Annotated in this window: 21 protein-coding genes; 20 read left to right on the top strand and 1 reads right to left on the bottom strand. The window is 60.4% G+C overall.

What is annotated here, in order from left to right; translation table 11 throughout:
• Window positions 1-91: 91 nt before the first annotated feature.
• The 9 genes from hisS to KF814_11275 all read left to right on the top strand — a co-directional run bounded on the left by hisS (window position 92) and on the right by KF814_11275 (window position 11,138).
• Window positions 92-1,348: a histidine--tRNA ligase gene (gene hisS, locus KF814_11315; GenBank protein ID MBX3236731.1), complete on the top strand. Its 1,257-nt coding sequence runs from the start codon at window positions 92-94 to the stop codon at window positions 1,346-1,348.
• A gap of 120 nt (window positions 1,349-1,468) precedes the next feature.
• Complete coding sequence (locus KF814_11310) at window positions 1,469-1,789, top strand: DsrE family protein (protein ID MBX3236730.1); 321 nt, start codon at window positions 1,469-1,471, stop codon at window positions 1,787-1,789.
• A gap of 27 nt (window positions 1,790-1,816) precedes the next feature.
• On the top strand, window positions 1,817-2,161 hold the full coding sequence (locus tag KF814_11305) for a hypothetical protein (GenBank protein MBX3236729.1): 345 nt from the start codon (window positions 1,817-1,819) through the stop codon (window positions 2,159-2,161).
• 9 nt (window positions 2,162-2,170) lie between these two features.
• Entirely contained in the window at window positions 2,171-2,431 is a 261-nt protein-coding gene (locus KF814_11300) for a hypothetical protein (protein MBX3236728.1), read from the top strand.
• 352 nt (window positions 2,432-2,783) lie between these two features.
• Window positions 2,784-4,118 (top strand): chromosomal replication initiator protein DnaA, encoded by a 1,335-nt coding sequence (gene dnaA, locus KF814_11295; GenBank protein MBX3236727.1) that lies wholly within the window; start codon window positions 2,784-2,786, stop codon window positions 4,116-4,118.
• 23 nt (window positions 4,119-4,141) lie between these two features.
• Window positions 4,142-5,269 (top strand): DNA polymerase III subunit beta, encoded by a 1,128-nt coding sequence (gene dnaN, locus KF814_11290; GenBank protein ID MBX3236726.1) that lies wholly within the window; start codon window positions 4,142-4,144, stop codon window positions 5,267-5,269.
• A gap of 85 nt (window positions 5,270-5,354) precedes the next feature.
• Window positions 5,355-7,829: a DNA topoisomerase (ATP-hydrolyzing) subunit B gene (gyrB, locus tag KF814_11285; protein ID MBX3236725.1), complete on the top strand. Its 2,475-nt coding sequence runs from the start codon at window positions 5,355-5,357 to the stop codon at window positions 7,827-7,829.
• Between the two features lie 191 nt (window positions 7,830-8,020).
• Window positions 8,021-10,483 (top strand): DNA gyrase subunit A, encoded by a 2,463-nt coding sequence (gene gyrA / locus KF814_11280; protein MBX3236724.1) that lies wholly within the window; start codon window positions 8,021-8,023, stop codon window positions 10,481-10,483.
• 37 nt (window positions 10,484-10,520) lie between these two features.
• Window positions 10,521-11,138 carry a hypothetical protein gene (locus tag KF814_11275; GenBank protein MBX3236723.1) on the top strand — a complete coding sequence of 206 codons (618 nt, stop codon included), beginning with the start codon at window positions 10,521-10,523 and terminating at the stop codon, window positions 11,136-11,138.
• Here the strand turns inward: KF814_11275 and KF814_11270 are convergent.
• Window positions 11,080-11,580 carry a DUF721 domain-containing protein gene (locus KF814_11270; protein MBX3236722.1) on the bottom strand — a complete coding sequence of 167 codons (501 nt, stop codon included), beginning with the start codon at window positions 11,578-11,580 and terminating at the stop codon, window positions 11,080-11,082. The two genes, KF814_11275 and KF814_11270, sit on opposite strands and share 59 nt — an antisense overlap.
• Window positions 11,581-11,656: 76 nt before the next feature.
• Between KF814_11270 and smpB the strand changes: the two genes are divergently transcribed.
• From smpB to KF814_11215, 11 genes are all read left to right on the top strand, one after another.
• The gene (gene smpB / locus KF814_11265; GenBank protein MBX3236721.1) at window positions 11,657-12,142 is read left to right on the top strand and encodes an SsrA-binding protein SmpB; all 486 of its coding nucleotides are present in this window, start codon (window positions 11,657-11,659) and stop codon (window positions 12,140-12,142) included.
• A 361-nt stretch (window positions 12,143-12,503) separates the two neighbouring features.
• Window positions 12,504-13,418 carry an NmrA family NAD(P)-binding protein gene (locus KF814_11260; protein ID MBX3236720.1) on the top strand — a complete coding sequence of 305 codons (915 nt, stop codon included), beginning with the start codon at window positions 12,504-12,506 and terminating at the stop codon, window positions 13,416-13,418.
• Between the two features lie 24 nt (window positions 13,419-13,442).
• On the top strand, window positions 13,443-14,330 hold the full coding sequence (locus KF814_11255; GenBank protein ID MBX3236719.1) for a pirin family protein: 888 nt from the start codon (window positions 13,443-13,445) through the stop codon (window positions 14,328-14,330).
• Between the two features lie 70 nt (window positions 14,331-14,400).
• Window positions 14,401-15,087 (top strand): DsbA family oxidoreductase, encoded by a 687-nt coding sequence (locus KF814_11250; GenBank protein ID MBX3236718.1) that lies wholly within the window; start codon window positions 14,401-14,403, stop codon window positions 15,085-15,087.
• Window positions 15,088-15,091: 4 nt separating this feature from the next.
• The gene (locus KF814_11245) at window positions 15,092-15,532 is read left to right on the top strand and encodes a VOC family protein (GenBank protein ID MBX3236717.1); all 441 of its coding nucleotides are present in this window, start codon (window positions 15,092-15,094) and stop codon (window positions 15,530-15,532) included.
• Between the two features lie 105 nt (window positions 15,533-15,637).
• Window positions 15,638-16,084: a VOC family protein gene (locus KF814_11240; protein ID MBX3236716.1), complete on the top strand. Its 447-nt coding sequence runs from the start codon at window positions 15,638-15,640 to the stop codon at window positions 16,082-16,084.
• 92 nt (window positions 16,085-16,176) lie between these two features.
• Window positions 16,177-16,338: a hypothetical protein gene (locus KF814_11235; GenBank protein MBX3236715.1), complete on the top strand. Its 162-nt coding sequence runs from the start codon at window positions 16,177-16,179 to the stop codon at window positions 16,336-16,338.
• 63 nt (window positions 16,339-16,401) lie between these two features.
• Window positions 16,402-18,546, top strand: coding sequence for an amylo-alpha-1,6-glucosidase (locus KF814_11230; GenBank protein ID MBX3236714.1), 2,145 nt, complete (start codon window positions 16,402-16,404; stop codon window positions 18,544-18,546).
• 35 nt (window positions 18,547-18,581) lie between these two features.
• A complete protein-coding gene (locus tag KF814_11225; GenBank protein ID MBX3236713.1) occupies window positions 18,582-19,451 on the top strand; it encodes an MBL fold metallo-hydrolase in 870 nt (289 codons plus the stop codon).
• A gap of 186 nt (window positions 19,452-19,637) precedes the next feature.
• The gene (locus tag KF814_11220) at window positions 19,638-20,063 is read left to right on the top strand and encodes a hypothetical protein (GenBank protein MBX3236712.1); all 426 of its coding nucleotides are present in this window, start codon (window positions 19,638-19,640) and stop codon (window positions 20,061-20,063) included.
• Between the two features lie 238 nt (window positions 20,064-20,301).
• The gene (locus tag KF814_11215) at window positions 20,302-21,906 is read left to right on the top strand and encodes a Na+/H+ antiporter (protein ID MBX3236711.1); all 1,605 of its coding nucleotides are present in this window, start codon (window positions 20,302-20,304) and stop codon (window positions 21,904-21,906) included.
• The last annotated feature ends 168 nt before the right edge of the window (window positions 21,907-22,074 follow it).

The following is a 22,074-nucleotide window of genomic DNA, read 5'->3' as shown; positions in this document are numbered from 1 at the left end:
TTGACTTGCCTGTAAATCCGCCGCTATAGTTCGCCCCCGAACCGGGAAACGTGACCGTCACGTTCCACCGAATCCCTGACGACATCGACGTATGATCAAAGGCATCAAGGGCGTTAAGGACATTTTGCCCGAAGAGACCCCGCGCTGGCGGTTGATTGAAGAAACCGCGCGGCGATGGGCCTCATGGTATGGGTTTCAGGAGATCCGGGTCCCAATCTTCGAGGTGACCACACTGTTTGCCCGCAGTATCGGCGCCACGACCGACATCGTCGAGAAGGAAATGTATACCTTCGCCGACCGTGACGGCACCTCGCTGACGCTTCGACCTGAAGGGACTGCCGGCACGGTCCGCGCCTTCATCGAGCACAATCGAGCGGCGGAGCCGTTGCCCCAAAAGTTCTGCTACGTCGGCCCCATGTTTCGACATGAGCGGCCGCAGGCGGGACGCCTCCGGCAGTTTCACCAGTTTGGCGTGGAGTCGTTCGGGGTCTCGGACCCCCGTGCCGACGTCGAGGTGATTTGCCTTCTGTGGCGAATCCTCAGCGACCTTCGGCTCCAGGGTTTGACTCTTGAGATCAACAGCTTGGGCTACCAGGATGACCGGGCGCGCTACAAACCGATCCTGGTCGATTACCTGAAAACGGTCACGGATCGCCTCTGCGCCAACTGCCAACGGCGTTTGGAGACCAATCCCCTACGGGTCCTTGATTGCAAAGTGCCCGATTGCAGGGTTGCGACGGAAGCGGCTCCGCGCTTGACCGATCACCTTTCACCGGAGGCTCGGGCCCATTTCGACCACGTGGTTGGCGGACTCGAGTCGGTGGGGATCCCCATTCACTTGAATCCTCGTCTGGTCCGCGGACTGGATTATTATTGCCTGACGACCTTCGAGGTCACAGCCTCGGGACTTGGCGCCCAAAATGCCGTGGGCGCCGGGGGTCGGTACGATGGACTGGTCGAGCAGCTCGACGGACCACAGGTTCCTGCCGTGGGATTCGCAGTCGGACTCGAACGGATCTCGCTCATGTTGCCGACGGATACGGTTGTGCACGCGAAACCCAGAATCTACGTGGCGGCCTTCGGTGAGAAAGCGGCTCTGTTGGGATTCAGCTTGCTCGACGAGTTACGACGGCAAGGCATCCCAGCCGATATGGACTTTCGCTCCGGCACTCTCAAAGCCCACCTCCGCCAAGCGGATCGTCTCGGAGCGTTGTATACCGTCCTGCTAGGAGACGACGAGATTACGAAGGGGTCCGCGATCGTGCGCAATATGCAGACGAAAGACCAAGAAGTCGTCGCTCTTTCCGACCTCCCGAACGCACTGAAAACCCGGCTCTGCCCCACATAAAATTCGGCCCTTTTTCTGGTTGACTTTCCTCCTCAAAGCCCGTAGGCTCCGCTGTCACTTTTTAAATTATAAGTAATTGATTATTCAGTAAACTTTATCTTTTATTCTTACGAATTTCTAATGGCGACGAAGAAGTTTGGCATCCTGTTATCCACACCCCCGACGCACCCCAGTGTCGCGACGGTCGCCGAACTCTGTCGTGAGGGGTTGTCGCAAGGCTACGATCTCTATTTGTACTTCATCGATGAAGGGGTAAAGAACCTGCACGATTCCCGATACATGGATCTCGCTGCGGGGGGAGTCAAACTCTTCGTCTGCGCCTATGGGTGTCAGCAACACGGGGTCACGACCGAAGGCATCGACAGCCGTGTGTCCCTTTGCGGGCTTGTCGTGCTCTCCAATATCGTCAATGGCTGTGACCGGTTCTTGGCTTTCACCTGATTTCCGGTCGATTCACACACCAGTCTCATGGCTTCAACCATCGCTCTTGTCATTCAGGAAGACCCGCGCCGGACCCCTCGTCCGGTGGAAGCTCTGCGCATTGCACTCGGCCTGGCCGCCGGAGACAACGAGATCACGGTAGCATTGATTGGGAATGCAGCCTCGCTGATTGGAGAGGACCGGGACGACATCGTCGATGTGGACATCTTAGAGAAGTATCTCCCGTCGTTCCAACACTTGGGGATCCCATTCGTGATCGTCCCCACAGACGAGGGCGTGGCCGAGGTGGAGGAAGGTTTTACCGTGACGATGGGGACATGCCGGTCGGTTGCCGAGTTGCTGATGCGAGCTGATCGCTCCCTAGTGTTTTAATAGAGACTTATGACTGATTCGCCTGTGCTCTACTTGCTTCGTCGTCCCGCAGCCGAAGTGACCTGTCTGTTGCCGGCAACGGCTGAGCAGGGAGCCGCATCGCTCGTCTTGCTGGAACGGGCAGATGCGCCTCCTTCAGGGTTTTCCGGAGCCGTATATCGTCTGGCTGGTTCCGGACGTTCCGAATCCGAACGGTCCGGTGTGACGATGATTTCCTATCGTGACCTCTTGGAGTTGATTGCCGCGCACGGGCGAACAATTGTGCTCTGACGGCTCTTCTTCTTATTTGTGAACGGTAAGAAAGAAAAATAGTCGTCGTCGGAGTAGGAGTAGGTCGTGTGGGTTCTGTGGATGGAGAGGAATCGCGCCGTGGCTCTTGGCGAGAAAAGAGCCTAGCTCATGTGGATGAGATGGTGTATAAGGCAGGGGGAGATGGGGGATATGCCTGGGTCGTCTGTGAAGAAGCGAGGCAGGCGAAACCGATGCCGCTCCGTCGTCCACACCGGATCCCGTTCCAGGGCACTCCGTTTCCTGATGAATACGGCCTCTTCCTTACGATTATCCACACCTGTGTATAAAGCTGTGAACATTTATAAGTCATTGAATAATGAGGGCGGAATCAATGTGGAACGAGGCATTGGCGTACATTCAGGAAAAGGTGCCGAAACAGGTGTACGAGACGTGGTTTACACCTGTAATCCTGGACCGGGTCGATGAAACGACCGCATACCTCGGGGTCCCGAACAAGTTCTTCGGCGATTGGCTGAGTGAGCACTATCGCGACCTCCTGGCTGAAGCCGTGTCGGTTGCCCAAGGCGGCGGAGGACGAATGAACGTCTCGTTCGTCGTGAGCCGCAAGCCCCATGTGCCCGCTGTAGAACCGGCAGCCGCGCCCGGCGCGATCAATCGCGGGCTCATTGCGGCGCGGCCCAAGCGCGGCGTGCAACTCAACCCCAAGTATACGTTCAGGAGCTTCGTGGTCGGAGCCGGGAACCAGTTTGCCCATGCCGCTTGTATGGCCGTGGCCGAACAACCCGCCAAGGCCTATAACCCTTTGTTCCTGTATGGCGGCGTCGGTTTAGGGAAGACCCACTTGCTGAACGCAATCGGCAACCACGTCGCGGAACGCAGTGACCTCCGGATTGCCTACCTCACGACGGAACAGTTCACGAACGAAGTCATCAATTCGATCCGGTACGACAAGATGATGGACCTACGGAAACGGTATCGGAATATCGACATGCTGATGATCGACGACATTCAGTTCCTGGCCGGGAAGGAACGGACCCAGGAAGAGTTCTTCCACACGTTCAATACGCTCTATGAAGCCAGGAAGCAGATCGTCCTCTCCAGCGACCGGTTCCCCAAGGACATGCCGGACATAGAAGAGCGGCTGCGGTCGCGGTTCGAGTGGGGGCTGATCGCGGACCTTCAGCCGCCCGACGTGGAGACGCGAATCGCCATTTTGCGAAAAAAATCCGAAGATGAGCGGATTTCTCTGCCGGAAGATGTCATCCATTTCCTGGCCAACACGATGAAGAACAATATCCGGGAGCTGGAAGGCTCGTTGGTCCGATTGGGTGCCTACTCGTCCCTGACGGGACAGGTCATCACGCTGGACATGGCCAAGAACGTGCTCCGGGACCTGATCGGGGACAAGAAGAAGATCGTCTCGATCGAGGACATCCAAGAAGTGGTGGGCGCGAAATACCATGTGAAAATCGGCGAGCTGAAGTCGCGGCGGCGCAGCAAGACGTTGGTTCATCCGCGACAGATCGCCATGTATCTGTGCCGGGAACTGACCGATGCGTCGTTTCCGGAAATCGGGCGCCATTTCGGCGGCAAGGACCATACGACGATCATCCACGCCTGCCGGCAGATCGCCAAGGCGAAGGAAGCCGACTCAACCTTGCACACGACTCTGGAAGGCCTGAAGGAGCAGATTTTGAGGGCGTAACGGCCCTCTGAGGGAGATCGACTATGAAGGTACGCATCGCTCGAGAGGAACTGCTGACGGGTCTGCAGCGTGTGCAGGGGGTCGTCGAAAAGCGCAACACGATGCCCATCCTCTCGAATATCCTCCTGGAAGCCAAGCATGACGGCGCGGAGATTGTCGCGACCGATCTGGAGATCGGCATGCGCGGCCTCTACAAGGCCACGGTGCTGGAAGCCGGCGGGGTCACGATTTCGGCTCGCAAGCTGTACGAGATCATCAAGGAATTGCCCGGCGGAGACATCGAGCTGACGTCGAGCGACAACAACTGGACGACGATTCAATGCGGCAAGAGCCAGTTCAAAGTCGTCGGCCTCCCCAGCACGGACTACCCGGCTCTGCCCTCGATCGAGCGGGAAGGCTTGACGCCTCTGGCGGGCGCGGGTCTGCTGGAGTTGATCCGGAAGACGCTCTTTGCCGCGGGCGACAACGATGCGCGCTACATCTTGAACGGGCTGCTGGTCACGCTGACTTCCACGGACAAGAAGACGACACTTCGACTCGTCGGAACGGACGGCCACAGGCTGGCCGTGGCGGAACGCGAGGTCGGTCAGCCTGGCGCCAAGTCGGCGGCTCAGGAGATCAAAGCGATCATTCCCAAGAAGGCGGCCCAGGAAATGCGGCGGCTGCTCGAGGAAGGCGGCGATGCCGAACCATTGATCGGGTTTACCAAGAACCTGATGATCTTCCGGAAGAGCGGTCTGCTCCTCACCTCGCGCTTGATGGAAGGCAACTACCCCAACTATCAGCAGGTCGTCCCCAAGGAGAGCGGCAAGCGCATCACGGTCAACCGGGCCGAGTTGGAAAGCGCGCTGCGTCGTGTGTCGGTCCTGTCGAAGGACAAGGCCAATGCGGTGAAGGTGTCGTTCGCCCCCGGCGGGATGACGCTCTTCGCCAGCAATCCCGACTACGGTGAGGCCACGGAAGAGTTGCCCGCGCGGTATGAAGGCGATGCGCTGCAAACCGGCTTCAATGCACGGTATCTGCTGGATGCCTTCAGCGTCATGGATGGCGAATCGGTCACGCTGCAGATGGATTCCTCGCTGAGCCCCTGCCTCATCCAGGAGCCGGAGAGCCCCGGGTTCAAGTGCGTCGTGATGCCGATCAAAATTTGACACAAGCCGTCAGCCTGAAGCGATCGACGGATCGCCGAGGAGTACGCTGACGGTTGAGGTTTGCGCGCTGTCATCAAGGAGCTGAATGGCCAAGGACGACCAACAGGACACCACCACCAAACCGAAATCCGACAGCTACAGTGCGGACCAGATCAAGGTCCTCGAAGGACTCGACGCCGTCCGGAAGCGCCCGGCCATGTATATCGGGAGCACCGGCGTGGATGGGTTGCACCACCTCGTCTATGAGGTCGTCGACAACAGCGTCGACGAGCACATGGCGGGGTTCGGCGAGGCCATCGACGTCACCATCCACATCGACGGCAGTGTGACCGTCATCGACAACGGGCGCGGTATTCCTACCGGGATGCACCCCACGCAGAAAAAGTCTGCGGCCGAGGTCGCCCTCACCGTCCTCCATGCTGGCGGCAAATTCGAACAGGGCGCCTATACGGTCTCGGGGGGTCTGCACGGGGTCGGCATTTCCGTGGTCAACGCGCTGTCGGAGTGGCTGGAGTTGGAAATCTGGCAGGACGGTCAGGTTTTCGAACAGCGCTATGAGCGGGGGAAGCCCCTGACGCCCCTGGCCGTGACCGGCAAAACGAAAAAGCGCGGCACGAAGGTGCGGTTCAAGCCGGATGGGCAAGTGTTCGAAACGCTGGAGTTCAGCTTTGATGTGCTGGCGCAGCGCCTGCGGGAATTGGCCTTCCTCAATAAGGGCTTGGCCATTACCCTCCGTGACGATCGCAAGGAAAAGGAACAGGTCTTCCACTACAAGGGCGGCATCGTCTCCTTCGTCGAGCACCTCAACGAGGCCAAGACGCCCCTGCACAAGCCCATCTATGTAAAGGTCGAAAAGCCCGACCTGATTCTCGAGGTCGCGCTCCAATACAACGACAGCTACGCCGAAAACCTGTTCTCGTTCGCGAACAACATCAACACGAGGGAAGGCGGTACGCACTTGGTCGGCTTCAAGGCGGCGCTGACCAGGACGATCAACAGTTATGCGAGCGCTAACGAGCTCCTGAAAAAAGAGGTCGAGTCCCTCGCGGGCGACGACGTGCGCGAAGGGCTCACCGGCGTGGTGAGCGTGAAGGTCCGGAACCCGCAGTTCGAGGGGCAAACCAAGGCGAAACTCGGGAACAGCGAGGTGAAGGGCATCGTCGAGGCGGCGGTCAACGAGGCGCTCGGTACCTACTTCGAAGAAAACCCGAGCGTAGCCCGCAAGATCATCGGGAAGGCGATCGACGCAGCCCGGGCGCGGGAAGCGGCCCGCAAGGCCAAGGAACTGATCCGACGGAAGAGCGCGTTGGACGGAGGGTCGCTGCCGGGGAAACTGGCGGACTGCTCCGAAAAGGATCCGGCGCTCAGCGAGCTGTTCATCGTCGAGGGTGATTCGGCCGGCGGTTCGGCCAAGCAGGGTCGCGATCGGAAGTTCCAGGCGATCCTTCCGCTCAAGGGCAAGATTCTGAACGTGGAGAAGGCCCGTTTCGACAAAATGCTGACGAGCGACGAAATCCGGACGTTGATCATGGCGCTGGGTACGGGTATCGGCCGCAGGAAAGACGACAGCGAGAAGCCAGACAAAGAGGCGTTCGACATCGCCAAGGCTCGGTACCACAAGATCGTGCTCATGACCGACGCCGACGTGGACGGCAGCCACATCCGCACGCTGCTGCTGACGTTTTTCTTCCGGCAAATGCCGGAGCTGTTGGAGCGAGGGTACATCTATATCGCCCAACCGCCGCTGTTCAAGGTGAAGAAGGGCAAGACCGAGCGCTACTTGAAGGACGAAGCCGCGATGAATGATTACCTCGCCGATCTCGCGGTGGAGGAGGTCGAGGTCTTCGTCGAAAGCGGACGGGACTACGTTACGGGCCGGCGACTGCTTCCGATTCTGAAGAAGCTGATTGCTTTCGAGTCGCTGCTGCACAAGGTCAACAAGAGATACCACGAAGCGAACATGCTGCGGCTCTTCGTCGACGAGCCGGGGCTGGACCGAGACATGCTCAAGAACCGGGCGGCGCTCGAGCTGCTGGTGAGCAATGTCACGGCGCTGCTGGCGTTGGTCTACCCCAAGGGTGCGCCGACCGTCGAGATCGTCGAGGACGAAGAGCACCAATCGAACAAGCTGGTCTGCCGAGTCGCGGCCGGCGGGATGACCCATCAGCTGGAGGTCAACCACGAATTGGTCGGGTCGGCGGATTTCCGCGAACTGCAGAAGCAGGCGCCGTCGGCCATCGGGCTTGGGAAACCGCCGTATAAGATTCGCGCCGGAGGTGTTGAGACGCTCAAGCATGGCACAGCCGAGCTCGCCCAGGCCATTCTTGAGGAAGGTAAGCAGGGTTTGAACATCCAGCGCTACAAAGGTCTGGGTGAAATGAATCCGGACCAATTGTGGGAAACCACGATGGATCCCGAAAAGCGCACGCTGTTGCGCGTGAAATTGGAAGATGTGACCGGCGTCGATGAGATCTTTACGATTCTCATGGGAGATGAAGTCGAGCCCCGGCGCAACTTCATTCAACAGCACGCACTGGAAGTCAGAAATCTCGACGTGTGACGTGGCGCGAGAAGCGCCGGCCGTTCCGGAAGTCGAATGTCTGCGTATGCGATCTTGCGGGATGTCAAAATGGTCCTCCGGCAAGGCCGCAGTCGAGGGAGGACCGGAGGCGTACCCTCCGGGGTACGTTGAGGACTTTCTCGCGCTGAGAACGAAGCCGGAGACCATTTTCAGCATCCGTGGAGAACTAGATGCCGCCTGATGAACGGTTAGGACAAATAGCAATCGAAGACGAGATGCGGTCGTCGTATCTCGATTACGCGATGAGCGTCATCGTCGGCCGTGCCTTGCCCGATGTCCGCGACGGGTTGAAGCCGGTGCATCGCCGCATCCTGCACGGCATGAACGAGATGGGCCTCGCCGCGAACCGTCCGTACCGCAAGTCGGCGAAAATCGTCGGCGAGATCATGGGTAACTATCACCCCCATGGCGACAGCGCGATTTACGACACGCTGGTTCGGATGGCGCAGGATTTCAACATGCGCTACATGCTCGTCGACGGCCAGGGCAACTACGGCTCGATGGACGGCGACGCGGCGGCGGCCATGCGCTATACCGAGGCCCGGCTCACCAAGCTGGCCGAAGAATTGCTCGCCGATATTGACAAGGAAACGGTAGACTTTGGTCCCAACTACGACGAGTCGCGCGTCGAGCCGCTCGTCCTTCCGTCAAAAGTGCCCAATCTCCTCATCAACGGCGCCGGGGGTATCGCCGTCGGCTATGCCACGAACATTCCGACGCACAACCTCGGGGAAGTGATCGAGGGCCTGCTCCTGCTGTTGGATGACCCGAATACGACCATCGCTCAGCTCATGAAAAAGATTCCCGGCCCGGACTTCCCCACGGCCGGCTTTATCTACGGCACCGGCGGGATCAAAGACGCGTATGAAACGGGCCGCGGGTTGTTGACCATTCGAGCCAAGGTGGCCGTCGAGACGGAAGAGCGGACGGAGCGGGATCGCCTGATCGTCACGGAAATCCCCTACCAGGTGAACAAGGCCAAGCTGATCGAGAAGATCGCGGAACTGGCGCAGGAAGACCGCGTGACCGGCATCTCGGACATCCGCGACGAATCGGACCGCGAAGGCGTCCGCATCGTCATCGAACTCAAACGCAACGAGATTCCGCTCGTGGTTCTGAACAATCTGTACAAGCACAGCCAGCTGCAGACGACGTTCGGCGTGATCATGCTCGCGCTCGTGAACAATCGACCCGAGGTGCTGAACCTCAAGCAGATCCTGTCCGCCTTCGTCGAGCATCGCCGCGAGGTGGTGGTTCGTCGAACGGCCTACGAGCTGCGTAAGGCGGAGGAGCGGGCGCATATTTTGGAAGGCTTGAAGATCGCGCTCGATCACCTCGATGCGGTGATCGCGCTGATCCGTCGCGCCGAGTCGCCCGACGTCGCGCGCGCGGGCCTCATGCAGCAGTTTCAGTTGTCGGAAATCCAGGCCAACGCCATTCTGGACATGCGCCTGCAGCGGCTGACGCAGCTCGAGCGCGACAAGTTGGTCGAGGAGTACCGCGAAGTGCTCAAGCAAATCGAGTATCTACGCTCCGTGCTCGGCAGCGAAGCGCTTGTGCGGAAGATCATTCGCGACGAGCTCGGCGAGATCAAAGAGAAATACCAGGACGAGCGCCGTACCCAGATCGTCAAGGAGGAAGCGGAGCTGACGATTGAGGACTTGATCGCCGAAGAGGAAGTGGTCGTCACGATTTCCCACTCCGGCTACATCAAGCGCAACGCGGTGAACCTCTACCGGGCGCAGCGGCGCGGCGGGAAGGGCAAGATCGCGATGGGGATCAAGGACGAAGACTTCGTGGAGACCCTGTTCACGGCCTCCACGCACGATTCGCTCCTCTTCTTTACGGATGCAGGGAAGGTGTACTGGCTCAAGGTGCACGAAATTCCCGAAGCCGGCCGCGCGGCCAAGGGCAAGGCGCTGGTCAATCTGCTGGCCCTGTCGAAGGACGAAAAGGTGACGGCGACGCTCCCGGTCAAGGAATACGCGGCAGATCGCTATGTCGTGATGGCGACCAGGCAGGGCGTCATCAAGAAAACGGAATTGGCGGCCTATGGGAATCCCCGCCAGGGCGGGATCATCGCGCTGTCGCTCGATCAAGGCGATCGGCTGATTGCAGTCGATGTCACCGACGGACAGCGGGAAATCCTGCTCGGCACGAAACAGGGCATTACGATCCGGTTCAAGGAAGAAGAAGTCCGCGCGATGGGGCGCACGGCGCACGGCGTCCGAGGCATCACGCTGGAAGAGGGCGATGCGGTCATCGGCATGGAGACGATTACGCCGGACAGCACGACGGCGATCCTCACCGTGACCGAAGGCGGTTACGGCAAGCGCACACCGGTCACCGAGTACAGGATCCAGGGCCGCGGCGGTAAAGGCATCATCAGCGTGAAGACCACCGAGCGTAACGGCCTCGCCATCGGCTTTCTCCAGGTACGCGACGGAGACGAAATCATGCTGATGGCCGCGCAAGGCAAGGTGCTGCGTTGCAAGGTGGACGACATCCGCGAGATCGGCCGCAATACCCAGGGCGTTCGCCTTCTCGACCTTGAAGGCGAGGAGGACCGCGTCGTAGCGGTGGCCCGTCTGGCCGAACAGGATGTGAGTCAGGAGGAACCGGAAGGCGCATAACCGTCTACCTCCGGCCTGTGCGCAGGGCGGGTCCAGCATGTCCATGAACCACCCGACTCCCCTCCAGGCCGAGGCCCCAGCCGGTCCGAAGAAGAAAAAGCCTCTCGACACGGTCGTGAAGCTGGCGCTGGGCGTGCTGTTCAGCGCGTTCGGCCTGATCTGGGGCGGCATGTATTTGAGCCGGCCAGACCGCTCGATCCCTCCCTATAGCGTCGGTTCGCAGGATGGAACGCTGGTGGCGGTGCACGTCCCCTCGTACACCAGCGATCCGGAGATCGAAGCGTTGATCGAGCGATTTCGGAAGGTCGGTCGCGAGGGCCGCAATTTTGGGGCGATGAAGGTTCGTCCTACGACTCCGGACGATCCCCAGAGCCGGTACCGGCGAATTTCCGTCTACATCTTTACGCATGAGGCCTGGGCCGAAGCGGACGTCCTGCACAAATTCAAAACAGGTGAAGACCAGGCCATGCGCGAGGGGTTCGAGCGCGCACTTCGGGGGTTCTACCGGTTGGAGGATCAGGAGGAAGAGGGGCGGATCGGCCCGATCCTGCACAAGGAGGACAGTGCCGCGATGGCGGCCTATGCCCGTCAGCTCTTCAAGGGGCCGGTGCCGGCTCCGATGGGGGATCCGGACGGCTCAACGCATGGGCGATGACCCTGGTGAGTTGTGCTCGGAGCGCCGGGTCTTGTATCGAGGCGGTATGTCGAGCGGCTTCAGCCAGCAGTTCCGGTGACGGGGTCGGATCAGAAGCCTCCGCGAGCGCGGGAGTTGCGGAGGCCGCTTGCTCCGTGAACCCTTCCCCGATCCGCAGCACGATGTCCGTCACCAACGGCTGACCGGCCAGGGTATTGACCTTCTGCAGCAAGACCGGCTTCAAGAAGGTGAGCTGCTGTAACCAGACAGAGTTCTGGACATAGATATAGAGCTTCTTGAATCGAATCTGGTCCGGTCTGGTATGTGCGGCAATCGCTTCCCCCGCGAGTTCCGGCCAGCTTCGACGTAGGCGGGCTTCGAACAGTTTGCTCTCCAGGCCGAGGCGGTGGGCCAGCCCGGCCAGGATCGTCCCGAAGTCATCCAATGAAGCGTACCCGCGCATGGGTGTATCGTAGCAGAATTGGGAGAAAACAAGCAGCACAGGGATAAGGGCGCGCAAGTCGTCGTCTCGGCAATCGATGGGGAAACAGCAGGACCACGAAGATCAGTTCAAGGTCGTCGCCACCAATCGGAAGGCGTACCACGACTATTTCATCGAGGAGAAGCTCGAAGCCGGCATCGTCCTGCGCGGGACCGAGGTGAAGTCGTTACGCGAAGGGCGAGTCAACCTCATGGACAGCTACGCTTCCGTGGACGACGGCGAACTTTTCCTTCACCACTGCCACATCAGCCCCTATTCCCACGGCAACATCATGAACCACGATCCGCTGCGCAAGCGGAAGTTGTTGTTGCACAAGAAAGAGATCAACAAGCTGATCGGCAAAACCCAGCTCAAGGGTCTCACGCTGATTCCGCTGCGGATCTATTTTTCGAAGCGGGGCCATGCCAAGGTGGAAATCGGGTTGGCGAAGGGCAAAAAGCAGCACGACCGGCGTGAATCGATCAAGGCCCGTGAGGCGGGGCGCGAGGTCGAGCGCGCCATCAAGGATCGCAAAGAACGCTAGCGCCGAGGTGATCCAGCCGTCGCGCTGGGGCAGGCTCAAGAATCTGTCGCATAGACCCTCCCCCTCCCCCTCATCTCTTCTCGACGAAGACCCCAGCCGATCCACTCTCCCAGCCGCCGATGCGCCGGCGTGACAGGTCTCTTCTTGTTCAATCCCACAGGGTATGCAGGGTGTTCCGAACGGGCGATCCGCTCTTTCCCCTGGCATCGCTTCGATGAGCGGGGCCGCGTTCCATTGTCTATCGCTGCTGACCGACGCCAACGATAACGAGGACTTCTCAGCAATCTACGGCCCGGCACTTGACTCTGTTCTAGCTAGAACTATTATACTGAGGTCGACTTGTGGAGAGCGTCTGAAGCGGGTGACGGCCGAGACAACGGCCTGCATCCTGCAAAGCTGGCAACAGGAAGGGGGCAGCATGTTTGTCGTGTTGGGAGCGTCGGGGCATACTGGTGCGGCGGTCGCGCAGACGCTGCTCGAGCAGAAGCATTCTGTTCGGGTCGTTCTGCGTACGCCTGAAAAGGAAGCGGCGTGGAAGGCTAGGGGTGCCGGGACCGTGGTTGCCTCGCTCGACGACCAGGCTGCGCTGACGAACGCGCTAAAAGGTGCGACAGGAGTGTATCTGCTCGTGCCGCCGAACTACGGCGCGACGGCATGGCTCGCCGAGCAGCGACAGCGGTTGGATCAAGCCGCCCGCGCGGTGAAGGACAGCGGTATCGCTCACGTGGTGTTCTTGTCCTCGGTCGGCGGTCACCTCACCGGGGCTACCGGCCCGATTCGCGCCGTACACTATGGTGAGCAGGTGTTGGGTGCAGCGGCGGAGCAGTTGACGATCTTACGACCCTGCTATTTCATGGAGAATTGGGCAGCCGTGATCGGACTGGCGAAGAGTCAAGGCATTCTGCCGACGTTTCTCGCGCCGGCGGCTCGGGTGCCGATGATCTCGACGAAGGATATCGGGCGAATTGGGGCGGAACGCTTGATGGCGGGCGGCAAGGGCCGCACCGTCGTGGAATTGGCCGGGCCCGAGGAGTACAGTCCCCAGCAGGCAGCGGCGGCGCTGACCCAGATTCTCGGCCGGACCGTGACCGAGCAGGCGGCCCCATTGAGCGCTGTGGTGCCGACGTTTAAGTCATTCGGATTTTCCGATGAAGCGGCTGGTTTGTTCGAGGAAATGTACAGGGCATTCTCGGAGGGGACCGTGGGGTATGAACAGCCCGAGCGATTGGTCCGCGGGACGGTCACCCTGGCGGCGGCGTTGCGGGACTTGGCGTAACGAATACAAGGGAGGAGGTCCATCGTGATTACACAGACGGCGACTCAAAAAGAGGTGCTGGGTGTCTATCGGCCGGGATCGGCCCACATGGTGGGCGATGGCTTCCCGGTTCGGAACCTGTTCCCCAGCAATGATCTGGATGAACGACTCAGCCCGTTCCTCATGTTGGACTATGCGGGACCCCGGGATTTTTCGCCGACGGAGCATCCGCGCGGCGTGGGAGAACATCCTCACCGGGGATTCGAGACCGTGACGATCATGTATCAAGGCCGAGTCGCCCATCGGGATTCGGCCGGCAACGGCGGGGTCATCGGCCCCGACGATGTCCAATGGATGACCGCGGCCTCCGGGGTGGTGCATGAAGAAATGCACGAACGCGAATGGGCAAAACAGGGAGGTGCTTTTCAGGCGATCCAACTCTGGGTCAACCTCCCTGCTCAGTTCAAAATGTCGGCGCCGCGGTACCAGACCCTCGTGAAGCAGGATATTCCGACGCTACCCCTGGCAGATGGGGGCGGCGACGTCCGGGTGATTGCGGGAGAGTTCGGCGGCCGGAAAGGCCCGGCGCAAACCGTGACGCCGGTGGAACTGTTGGACGTGCGGCTGAGGGCCGGCGGCCATGCCGACCTCACGCTGCCGGCGGGTCACCATACCGGCGTGTTCGTGTTGAGCGGCGAGGTCAAGGTCAACGGAGCGACGGTCGTGGGTGAAGCCGAACTCGTGGTGTTAGGCTCCAAGGGCGAACGAGTGCAGCTCGAAGCCATGGGAACCGATGCGTTGGTCTTGGTCATGGCAGGTGAACCGATCAAGGAGCCGATTGCGCGCTATGGCCCATTCGTCATGAACACTCGGCAGGAACTGGTGCAGGCGGTGGATGACTATCGGGCCGGTAAAATGGGGCATCTGTCGTGACGAGAGGGCGCGCAGCCGGTGAAGCATTGTTTGGAGAACGCGGACCAGCGAATCGGAGGACAGAGGAATTATGAGCGATGCGGCTCGAAGCCTCCCGATAGTTGTGTACTCGGACGTCGTGTGCCCCTGGTGTTATGTCGGCAAGCGGCGGCTTGAACAGGCCCTGACCTCCCTGCCGCCGATACCGAGTATCAAGGTCACATGGCGTCCGTTCGAGCTGAACCCGACCATGCCGGTAGGAGGAATGGACCGGACGACATACTTGGAAGCAAAGTTCGGCAGTATGGAAGCTTTTCGTCGGCTCGAGGAACAGGTGTCGGCAGCGGGAGCCTCCGTGCAGATTCCGTTCGCATTCGAGAACATTGCCCGGACGCCCAATACCTTCCACGCGCATCGGCTGATCTGGTTTGCGGAAAGACACGATCGCCAGGATGCGGTGGTGGAGGCCCTGTTCCAGGGCTATTTTGTGGAGGGCGTCGATATCGGCAGGACATCGGAACTGACGGAGTTGGGCGTTCGTGCCGGGTTGGATCGCGCGGCGACGACATCCTTTCTCGAGGGCGATGAGGGCACGACGGAGGTCAAGACGGAGGAGGCAGCCGGCCATCGGCTCGGCATTCGCGGCGTCCCCTACTTTGTCCTTGACGGAGCGTACGGGTTGTCCGGCGCACAGCCGGTCGAACGTTTCACCGCGGCCATCGAGGCAGTGAGGACCCACCAAGCGGGGGCGGCCGACGGTTCGACCGGACGGAGGTGAAACCATGGCGGTGCAGGTATACGGGTGCAATCACGTCGTGATCGAAGTCACCGATGCCAAAAGGGCCGTCAAGTTCTATGAGGACGTGTTCGGCCTGAAGATGCTGCGCGGCGGCGAAGGCGCCGCGTGGTGCAAGCTGGGAGAGCATCAATTTCTCGCCATCTTCGAGGTCGACCGGCTTCAACCGGACCGGACGAAACACTTCGGCCTGATGGTTCGTGATCCCGAGCAGATCCAAGAGGTCCGGCGAAAGCTTACCAAGAAATACAAGCTGAAGCTCCACCCGGACTTTCGCTGTGATTTCCGTGATCCCTGGGGCAACCGCATCCAGGTCGGGGATCTCAGCGACGAATCGCTGGTCTGGCTGTTGCCTTATCAGGAGGTGCAGAAGACCGGCCTCGCCTTCACCTCATCTCGAGCGAAGCGGAAGGAGAAGACTCGATGAGCATGCAGGTGCAACAGTGGTCGGACAGGTTATTGGGCTCTCTCCCTCAGGACACGATCAGTCATGAGATCCGATGGACGTTTCACGAATAACAGGATACGGAGCATGAAAGCGCACTATCTCGGACACGTGGTGTTCTTTGTGAAGGATCTCCAACGGGCGTTGGGATTTTATCGAGACCTGCTCGGCTTCACGGAGGTCGGCAGGATCTTCAACGGCTCGGCGGCCGCCCTGACCTCAGGGCGGACTCATCATGAGTTACTGCTGATCCAGGTCGGGGATCTTCCGGGACCGCCGCCGGGACGTCGGCGCGGCCTCTACCATATCGGCATCAAGGTCGGTGACAGTCTCGAAGAACTGCGGGCGGCCAAGCGGGAACTCGAACAGGCCGGCATTGCGATCGACGGGATGAGCGATCACACGGTAAGCCAAAGCCTCTACTTGAGGGACCCGGACGGCAACGAGGTGGAACTCTACGTGGATGCCGATCCGGCCATCTGGAAAAGTAACCCCGAGGCCGTAGTGTCGCCGATCAAGCCGCTCGCGCTGTAACACGCCGCAAGGGAGACTCTTTGGCGGGCCCTTTGACGCCTCCGGCCGCTAACGGGCTATCTCGTGGCGCACCGATTCCCTAGATGTCGTGAGTGCGCGGAGCGGCATTGCATCCCTCGGCCTGCGGCCGCGGCAGCCTTTCCGCGATGATGCTGGTCTCGCCGCAGGTCTCGAAGACCCCGGCGCACTTGCCGTTGCGTAGCGTGACCGCCTCATGCGACATTGAGGTCGGTGTGTTGGAAGAGGCAACGTAGATAGTATTTCCACGACTGATGCTCCGGTTCCGCCGGATTCAGGATCACGTCGAGGCGATAGGCATGTCCCTCAAGGTCACCGTCGGTCCCCCCGTCGTCACCATTAATTACGGACACGCGTTTCTGGTATCCGAATTCGACGGCTCCGTGGCGGATGCATCGGAGCAAGGGTTGTATGCGCGCGACACGCGCTTTATCAGCCGCTATCAACTGTATATCGACGGTGAACCGTGGGTCCTGCTGAACTCCGGCGCCGTGACCTACTTTGCGTCGCGCACCTGCCTCGTGAATCCGAGGGTTCTGACCGAACGCGGGGTCATCGAAGCCGGGACCGTTGGTCTCATGCTGGGCCGCATGGTCGGCGAGGCGCTCCACGAAGACATCGACATTCGCAACTACAGTGGGAAACCGGTGCGCTTCAACCTTGAACTGCTCATTCGCGCCGACTTCGCCGACATCTTCGAAGTCCGGTCCAAGGCACAGACGCGCAGGGGCAATATTGAAACCGAGTGGTCGAGCGAACAGCAGCGACTCGTCACCCGTTATGCACACGATGATTTCCGCAGGGCCCTCACGATATCCGTGGAACAGGGCACGTCGGAGGCGCGATACGGCAACGGCCGCATCGGTTTCGTCGTCGACCTCCCGCCCGAGGGGGCATGGCGCGCCTGCTGGAAGTATGACATCAGCGATGGGGCGACCCTGTGGCCCGCCCCGCGCGAATGCACGCACACTTGCCATGAGGGGCACCTTGCGCGGCCCGTGACCGAATGGAAGCAGGTCACGACACAGCTGACGACCTCGAACGAGGAGTTCTACCGGCTCTTCCGGCAATCAGTGGAGGATATGGCGGCCCTTCGCCTCAGGGCCGACGAGGAAGGCTCGGACGACCTCTTGGCCGCAGCCGGTGTGCCGTGGTTCGTGAGCGTATTCGGTCGCGACAGTTTGATCGTGAGCCTGCAGAACATGATCGTCTATCCCGATTTCGCTCGCGGGACTCTCAAGCGGTTGGCAGCTCTTCAGGCCGACATGCGGGACGACGACAGGGACGCGGAGCCGGGAAAGATCCCGCATGAATTGAGAGTCGGAGAGCTGGCCCATTTCAAACTCATTCCGCACACCCCCTATTACGGAACGGCCGATGCGACGATTCTCTACATCCTCGCATGGCACGAAGCCTGGAAGTGGTTAGGAGACGAGGCGCTCATTGGCGACTATGAATCGGTCATCCTGCGGTGTCTCCAATGGATCGACGACTACGGAGACCGGGACGGCGACGGATTTCAGGAGTACCAGACTCGCTCTGCAAAAGGCTACGAGAACATGGGATGGAAGGATGCCGGCGATGCCGTCAGGTATCCGGACGGGTCTCTGGTGAAAGGCCCCAAAGCGCTCTGCGAATTGCAAGGCTATGTCTTCGACGCGAAGTCCCGGGTTGCCGAGTGGGCGGAATCTGTCGGCAACAAAGACCTTGCGGCGAAACTGCAGCGGGAAGCGGCGGGCTTACAGCGGCAGTTCGAAGACCGGTTCTGGTGCGAAGATCTCGACTTCTACGCCTACGCGCTTGACGGTGACAAGAAGCCGGTAAAGACGATCGTTTCCAACGCGGGTCATTTGCTGTGGAGCGGGATCGTCCGGCCGGATCGCGCCGCTCGGGTGATCCGGCGGCTGCGGGAACCCGACATGTGGAGTGGATGGGGCATTCGCACCCTATCCGCGAACCACCCCGCGTACAACCCCTTTTCTTATCACAATGGGTCGGTGTGGCCGCACGATAACGGAATCATTGCCTTGGGGTTCAAGCGTTACGGTTTTGCCGAAGAAGCCGCGATGATCGCCCGCGATATCAGTGGAGCCGGAACCTATTTCCTCCTTAATCGCCTGCCGGAACTCTACGCCGGAGTGCAGAGGGAGCCCGGCACCTTTCCGGTGCAATATCTCGGAGCCAACGTCCCGCAAGCCTGGGCAGCGGGCAGTGTATTTCACCTGCTCCGTGCCATTTTGGGCCTGGAGGCCGACGCCCCGAATCGTCGGCTCCGCCTCGATCCGGCGCTCCCGCCCTGGCTCCCCGACCTCACGCTCCGTCAGTTGCGTGTGGGTCGAGCCACGGTCGACTTGAGATTCTGGCGGGAACGCGACATAACGCGGCATGAGGTCCTTGCCCAGCAGGGAGACCTTCTGGTGGAGGTACGGACGGGTACCTCATGAAGCGACGGCTCTGCTTCCCAGAATCGGAGGTCGCAATGTTGCCCAACAAATCGATGTGCTTCTTGCTGTTCCTCCTGTGCCTCTCCGTCCAAGGACCGGCCCTTTCAGCCGAGCCGTTACGGCCGGACAACGAAGTGATCGGCCTGAGCGAGGGCGTGTACCTGTTTCGTCATCAGTTCCATCAGTCCATCTTCGTGATCACCCCGGAGGGGGTCATCGTCACTGACCCGATTGCTCCGGAGGCTGCGGCTTGGCTCAAAAGCGAGATCGCCAAACTCACCGACCGACCGGTGCGGTATGTCGTCTATAGCCACCATCATCACGATCATATTTCGGGGGGACGGGTCTTTGCCGACACGGCCCGTTTCGTGAGCCATGCGGCAGCGCGGCAGCAGTTGTTGAAAGAACCGGATCCGGAAATCCCGCTGCCGGACCTCACGTTCCTCGACCGGATGTTCATCGACCTGGGCGGGAAACGCCTCGAGCTGATCTATACGGGGAGGAATCATTCGGATAACAGCCTGGTCGTCTTGTTGCCTCAGGACAGACTGCTCTTCGCCGTCGATTTCATCCCCGTCGAAACGGTCGCCTATCGAACGATGCGGAGCGACTATCCCGACGAGTGGATCGAGTCGCTCAAACGAGTTGAACGACTGGACTTCGATACGCTGGTTCCGGGGCATGGGAAAGTCGGCAGAAAGGAACATGTGAAGATGTTTCGGGGCTATCTCGAGGATCTCACCGCGGCGGTGCGGGAGGCGTTGAATCAGGGCTTGAGCCTGGAAGACACGAAGCAAACCGTTCGGCTTCCCAAGTATGAACAGTGGCAGCGCTACGCCGACTGGTTCCCGGAAAATGTCGAAGGCGTCTATCGGTATTTCTCGCAAAGCAAGGCCCACCCCTAGGAGGGTGTTGAAAAAGTCCGCCAGCAGCGTTCTCGCATCGCTCAGAGGCTCAACGTACGGCCCCGGGAAAAGAGGCTGTCTCAGCAGGTTCGGGGTTGGGCGGGTGATACGGACGGCCTTTTGAACATCCTGTGGGCGATCTTCACTGTGAAGTCTGTGGCAAGGTAGGGACGAGGAGGTGGGAACGTGTCGGCTCAGGATCAAATGAACGCGTACCTGGATGACCTCTCGCGAGCCTTGCTCCGGTTGCACAAAGCCCTGCTGGACGCGGAACGAGTGTCCTATGAGCGGGTGCACGGTCGGATTGCATCCAATGGGGAATTTCTTCAGCTGGTGTTGGGAGATGCCTGGTTTGCCTGGTTGAGGCCGCTATCCAGGTTGATGGCCAGGATCGACGAACTTGCCGAGGGAGTCCAGGCCGTGTCCGATGAGGAAATCACCGCTCTCTTGAGATCGACGAAGACCATGCTGACGCCGTCGGAAGCGGGTGATGGGTTCGGAAGGCAGTATTATGAGGCGCTCCAACAATGGCCGGACGTGGGGTTGGCGCACTCGGTGGTCACCGGGCTTCTCCGGTCACAAGGCACGCGCAAGGGGGAATCATCTTGCTGATTGCTGCACTCGACAAACGGGACTGATCAGGCGATCGCGTGGGGCGGCTCATTCTTGGTTCCCGAACGAGCCGCCCCGCATCGGGCTCCGGAGAGGCGGGATATTGCCGATCCTAAAAGGAGGAGGTTCGAAATGAAAGCCACGCCCGTTCTCCTCGCGCCGTCCGTTGTTGCACGCACCGGGTTTCAAGGCCAACCTCGCGAAGGAACGGCCGTCGGCGCCGCCGTTCGGGACCTAGATGGATAGCCTGCATCAGCTTGAAGTCATCATCCTGCTGCTGGCCGTTGTGTTGGCGCTGACGACGCTCGCGCGGCGAATTTTGCTGCCCTATCCGATCCTGCTCGTCATCGGCGGGCTTGTGTTGGCCCTGGTTCCTGGGGTGCCGACCGTCTCGCTGAATCCTGATTTGATCTTCCTGGTGTTCCTGCCCCCGATCTTGTGGGCGGCCGCCTACTTCACGTCCCTGCGGGATTTTCGCGACAACATTCGTCCGATCTCGCTCCTGGCGGTCGGTCTGGTCTTGGCGACGACGGCGGCGGTGGCTCTCGTCGCGCATGCCCTTCTCGGGTTTGGATGGCCCGAAGCGATCGTACTCGGTGCCATTGTGTCTCCGCCGGATGCCGTCTCCGCCACGGCCATCGGCAAACGGCTGAATATGCCGCGGCGCATCGTGACCATCTTGGAGGGCGAAAGTCTTGTGAACGATGCCACGGCCCTGGTGCTCTATCGGGCCGCCGTGGCGGCCGTCGTCGGCGGGATCGTTATTCTCCAGGAGACGCTCCTGCAATTCCTCTATGCCGCTGTGGCCGGCACCTTAGTCGGACTTCTGGTGGGTCTGGCGACCCGATTGGCTCTGCGGTTCATCAGGGATAGTTTCACCGAGATCGGGGTGACCTTGCTGGCTCCTTACGTAGCGTGGGTGCTCGGAGAATCGATTCATGCCTCGGCCGTGTTGGCTTGTGTGGCGGGTGGACTGTATCTGCGGCAGAACTTCAGCCGAGAGGTGGCCCCCTCGACCAGGATCCAGGGCCGCGCCGTGTGGGATCTCCTGGTGTTTCTGTTGAACGGTGTCATCTTCATCTTGATCGGGCTCCAACTCAGGGCCTTGCAGGCCGCCGTTCCAGCCGATCGACTGAAGCCGTTGATGCTTGGCGGGGCGCTGATCAGCGCGACCGCCATTCTGGTTCGGTTGGGCTGGGTCCCGTTGACCGCGACGCTGCCTCGCTGCCTCAGTCGGACTCTCCGCGCACGAGATCCCTTGCCCCCCTGGTCGCATCTCTTTCTGGTCGGCTGGACGGGCATGAGGGGCATCGTGACGCTGGCGGCGGCCATGGCCTTGCCGGTCTCCACCGGTGCGGGCGCCCCGTTTCCCTTTCGCTCCGAGATCATTCTGCTGAGCTTCGCCGTGATCCTGTCCACGTTGGTGCTGCAGGGACTGACCTTGGCCCCGCTGATTCGGCGCTTGGGAGTGTCGGAAGGATTGGATGGGGAGCGGGAAGAAATGCATGCGCGCCGACATGCGGCCGGGGCTGCCTTGTCCAGATTGGAGGAGTTGACGAAAGAGGCCTGGCCGAAGCCCGACCATGTCGAACAGTTGCGATTGCACTACGGACGGCGCCTGCGGCGATTTGCGCCGGACACCGACGTCGATCCCGAATGCAAAGCGGAGACAGGCGCGGCATTGCTTCAACTCAAAGAAACGATCCTGGCGACCGAACGAGCCGCCTTGATTCGACTCCGGGACGATGGCACGATCAGCGACGAAATCCTCCACCGGCTGGAACAGGAGTTGGATATTGAGGCGATTCGACTAGGTTTTGGAGAACGCCGGGTTCCAGTCTAAAAGAGGAACCATGAGGCCCGATGACGGTCTCGTAGAACCTGCAGCCGACAGTCAGCGCTCTGCTCTCGCTCTGTAATTCACCGGCTTGGTGACTTCTTCTTCACCCGTGACGAAGGCTTTCGTCACCTGCCGAACTTTCGGCCCGAAGCTTCGTCACGACCGGGTGCG

It is taken from the genome of Nitrospiraceae bacterium (genome assembly GCA_019637075.1).
Classification (GTDB): domain Bacteria; phylum Nitrospirota; class Nitrospiria; order Nitrospirales; family Nitrospiraceae; genus JAHBWI01.
The sequence above is the reverse complement of the archived record's forward strand: the minus strand, read 5'-3'. Positions and strand labels throughout refer to the sequence as shown.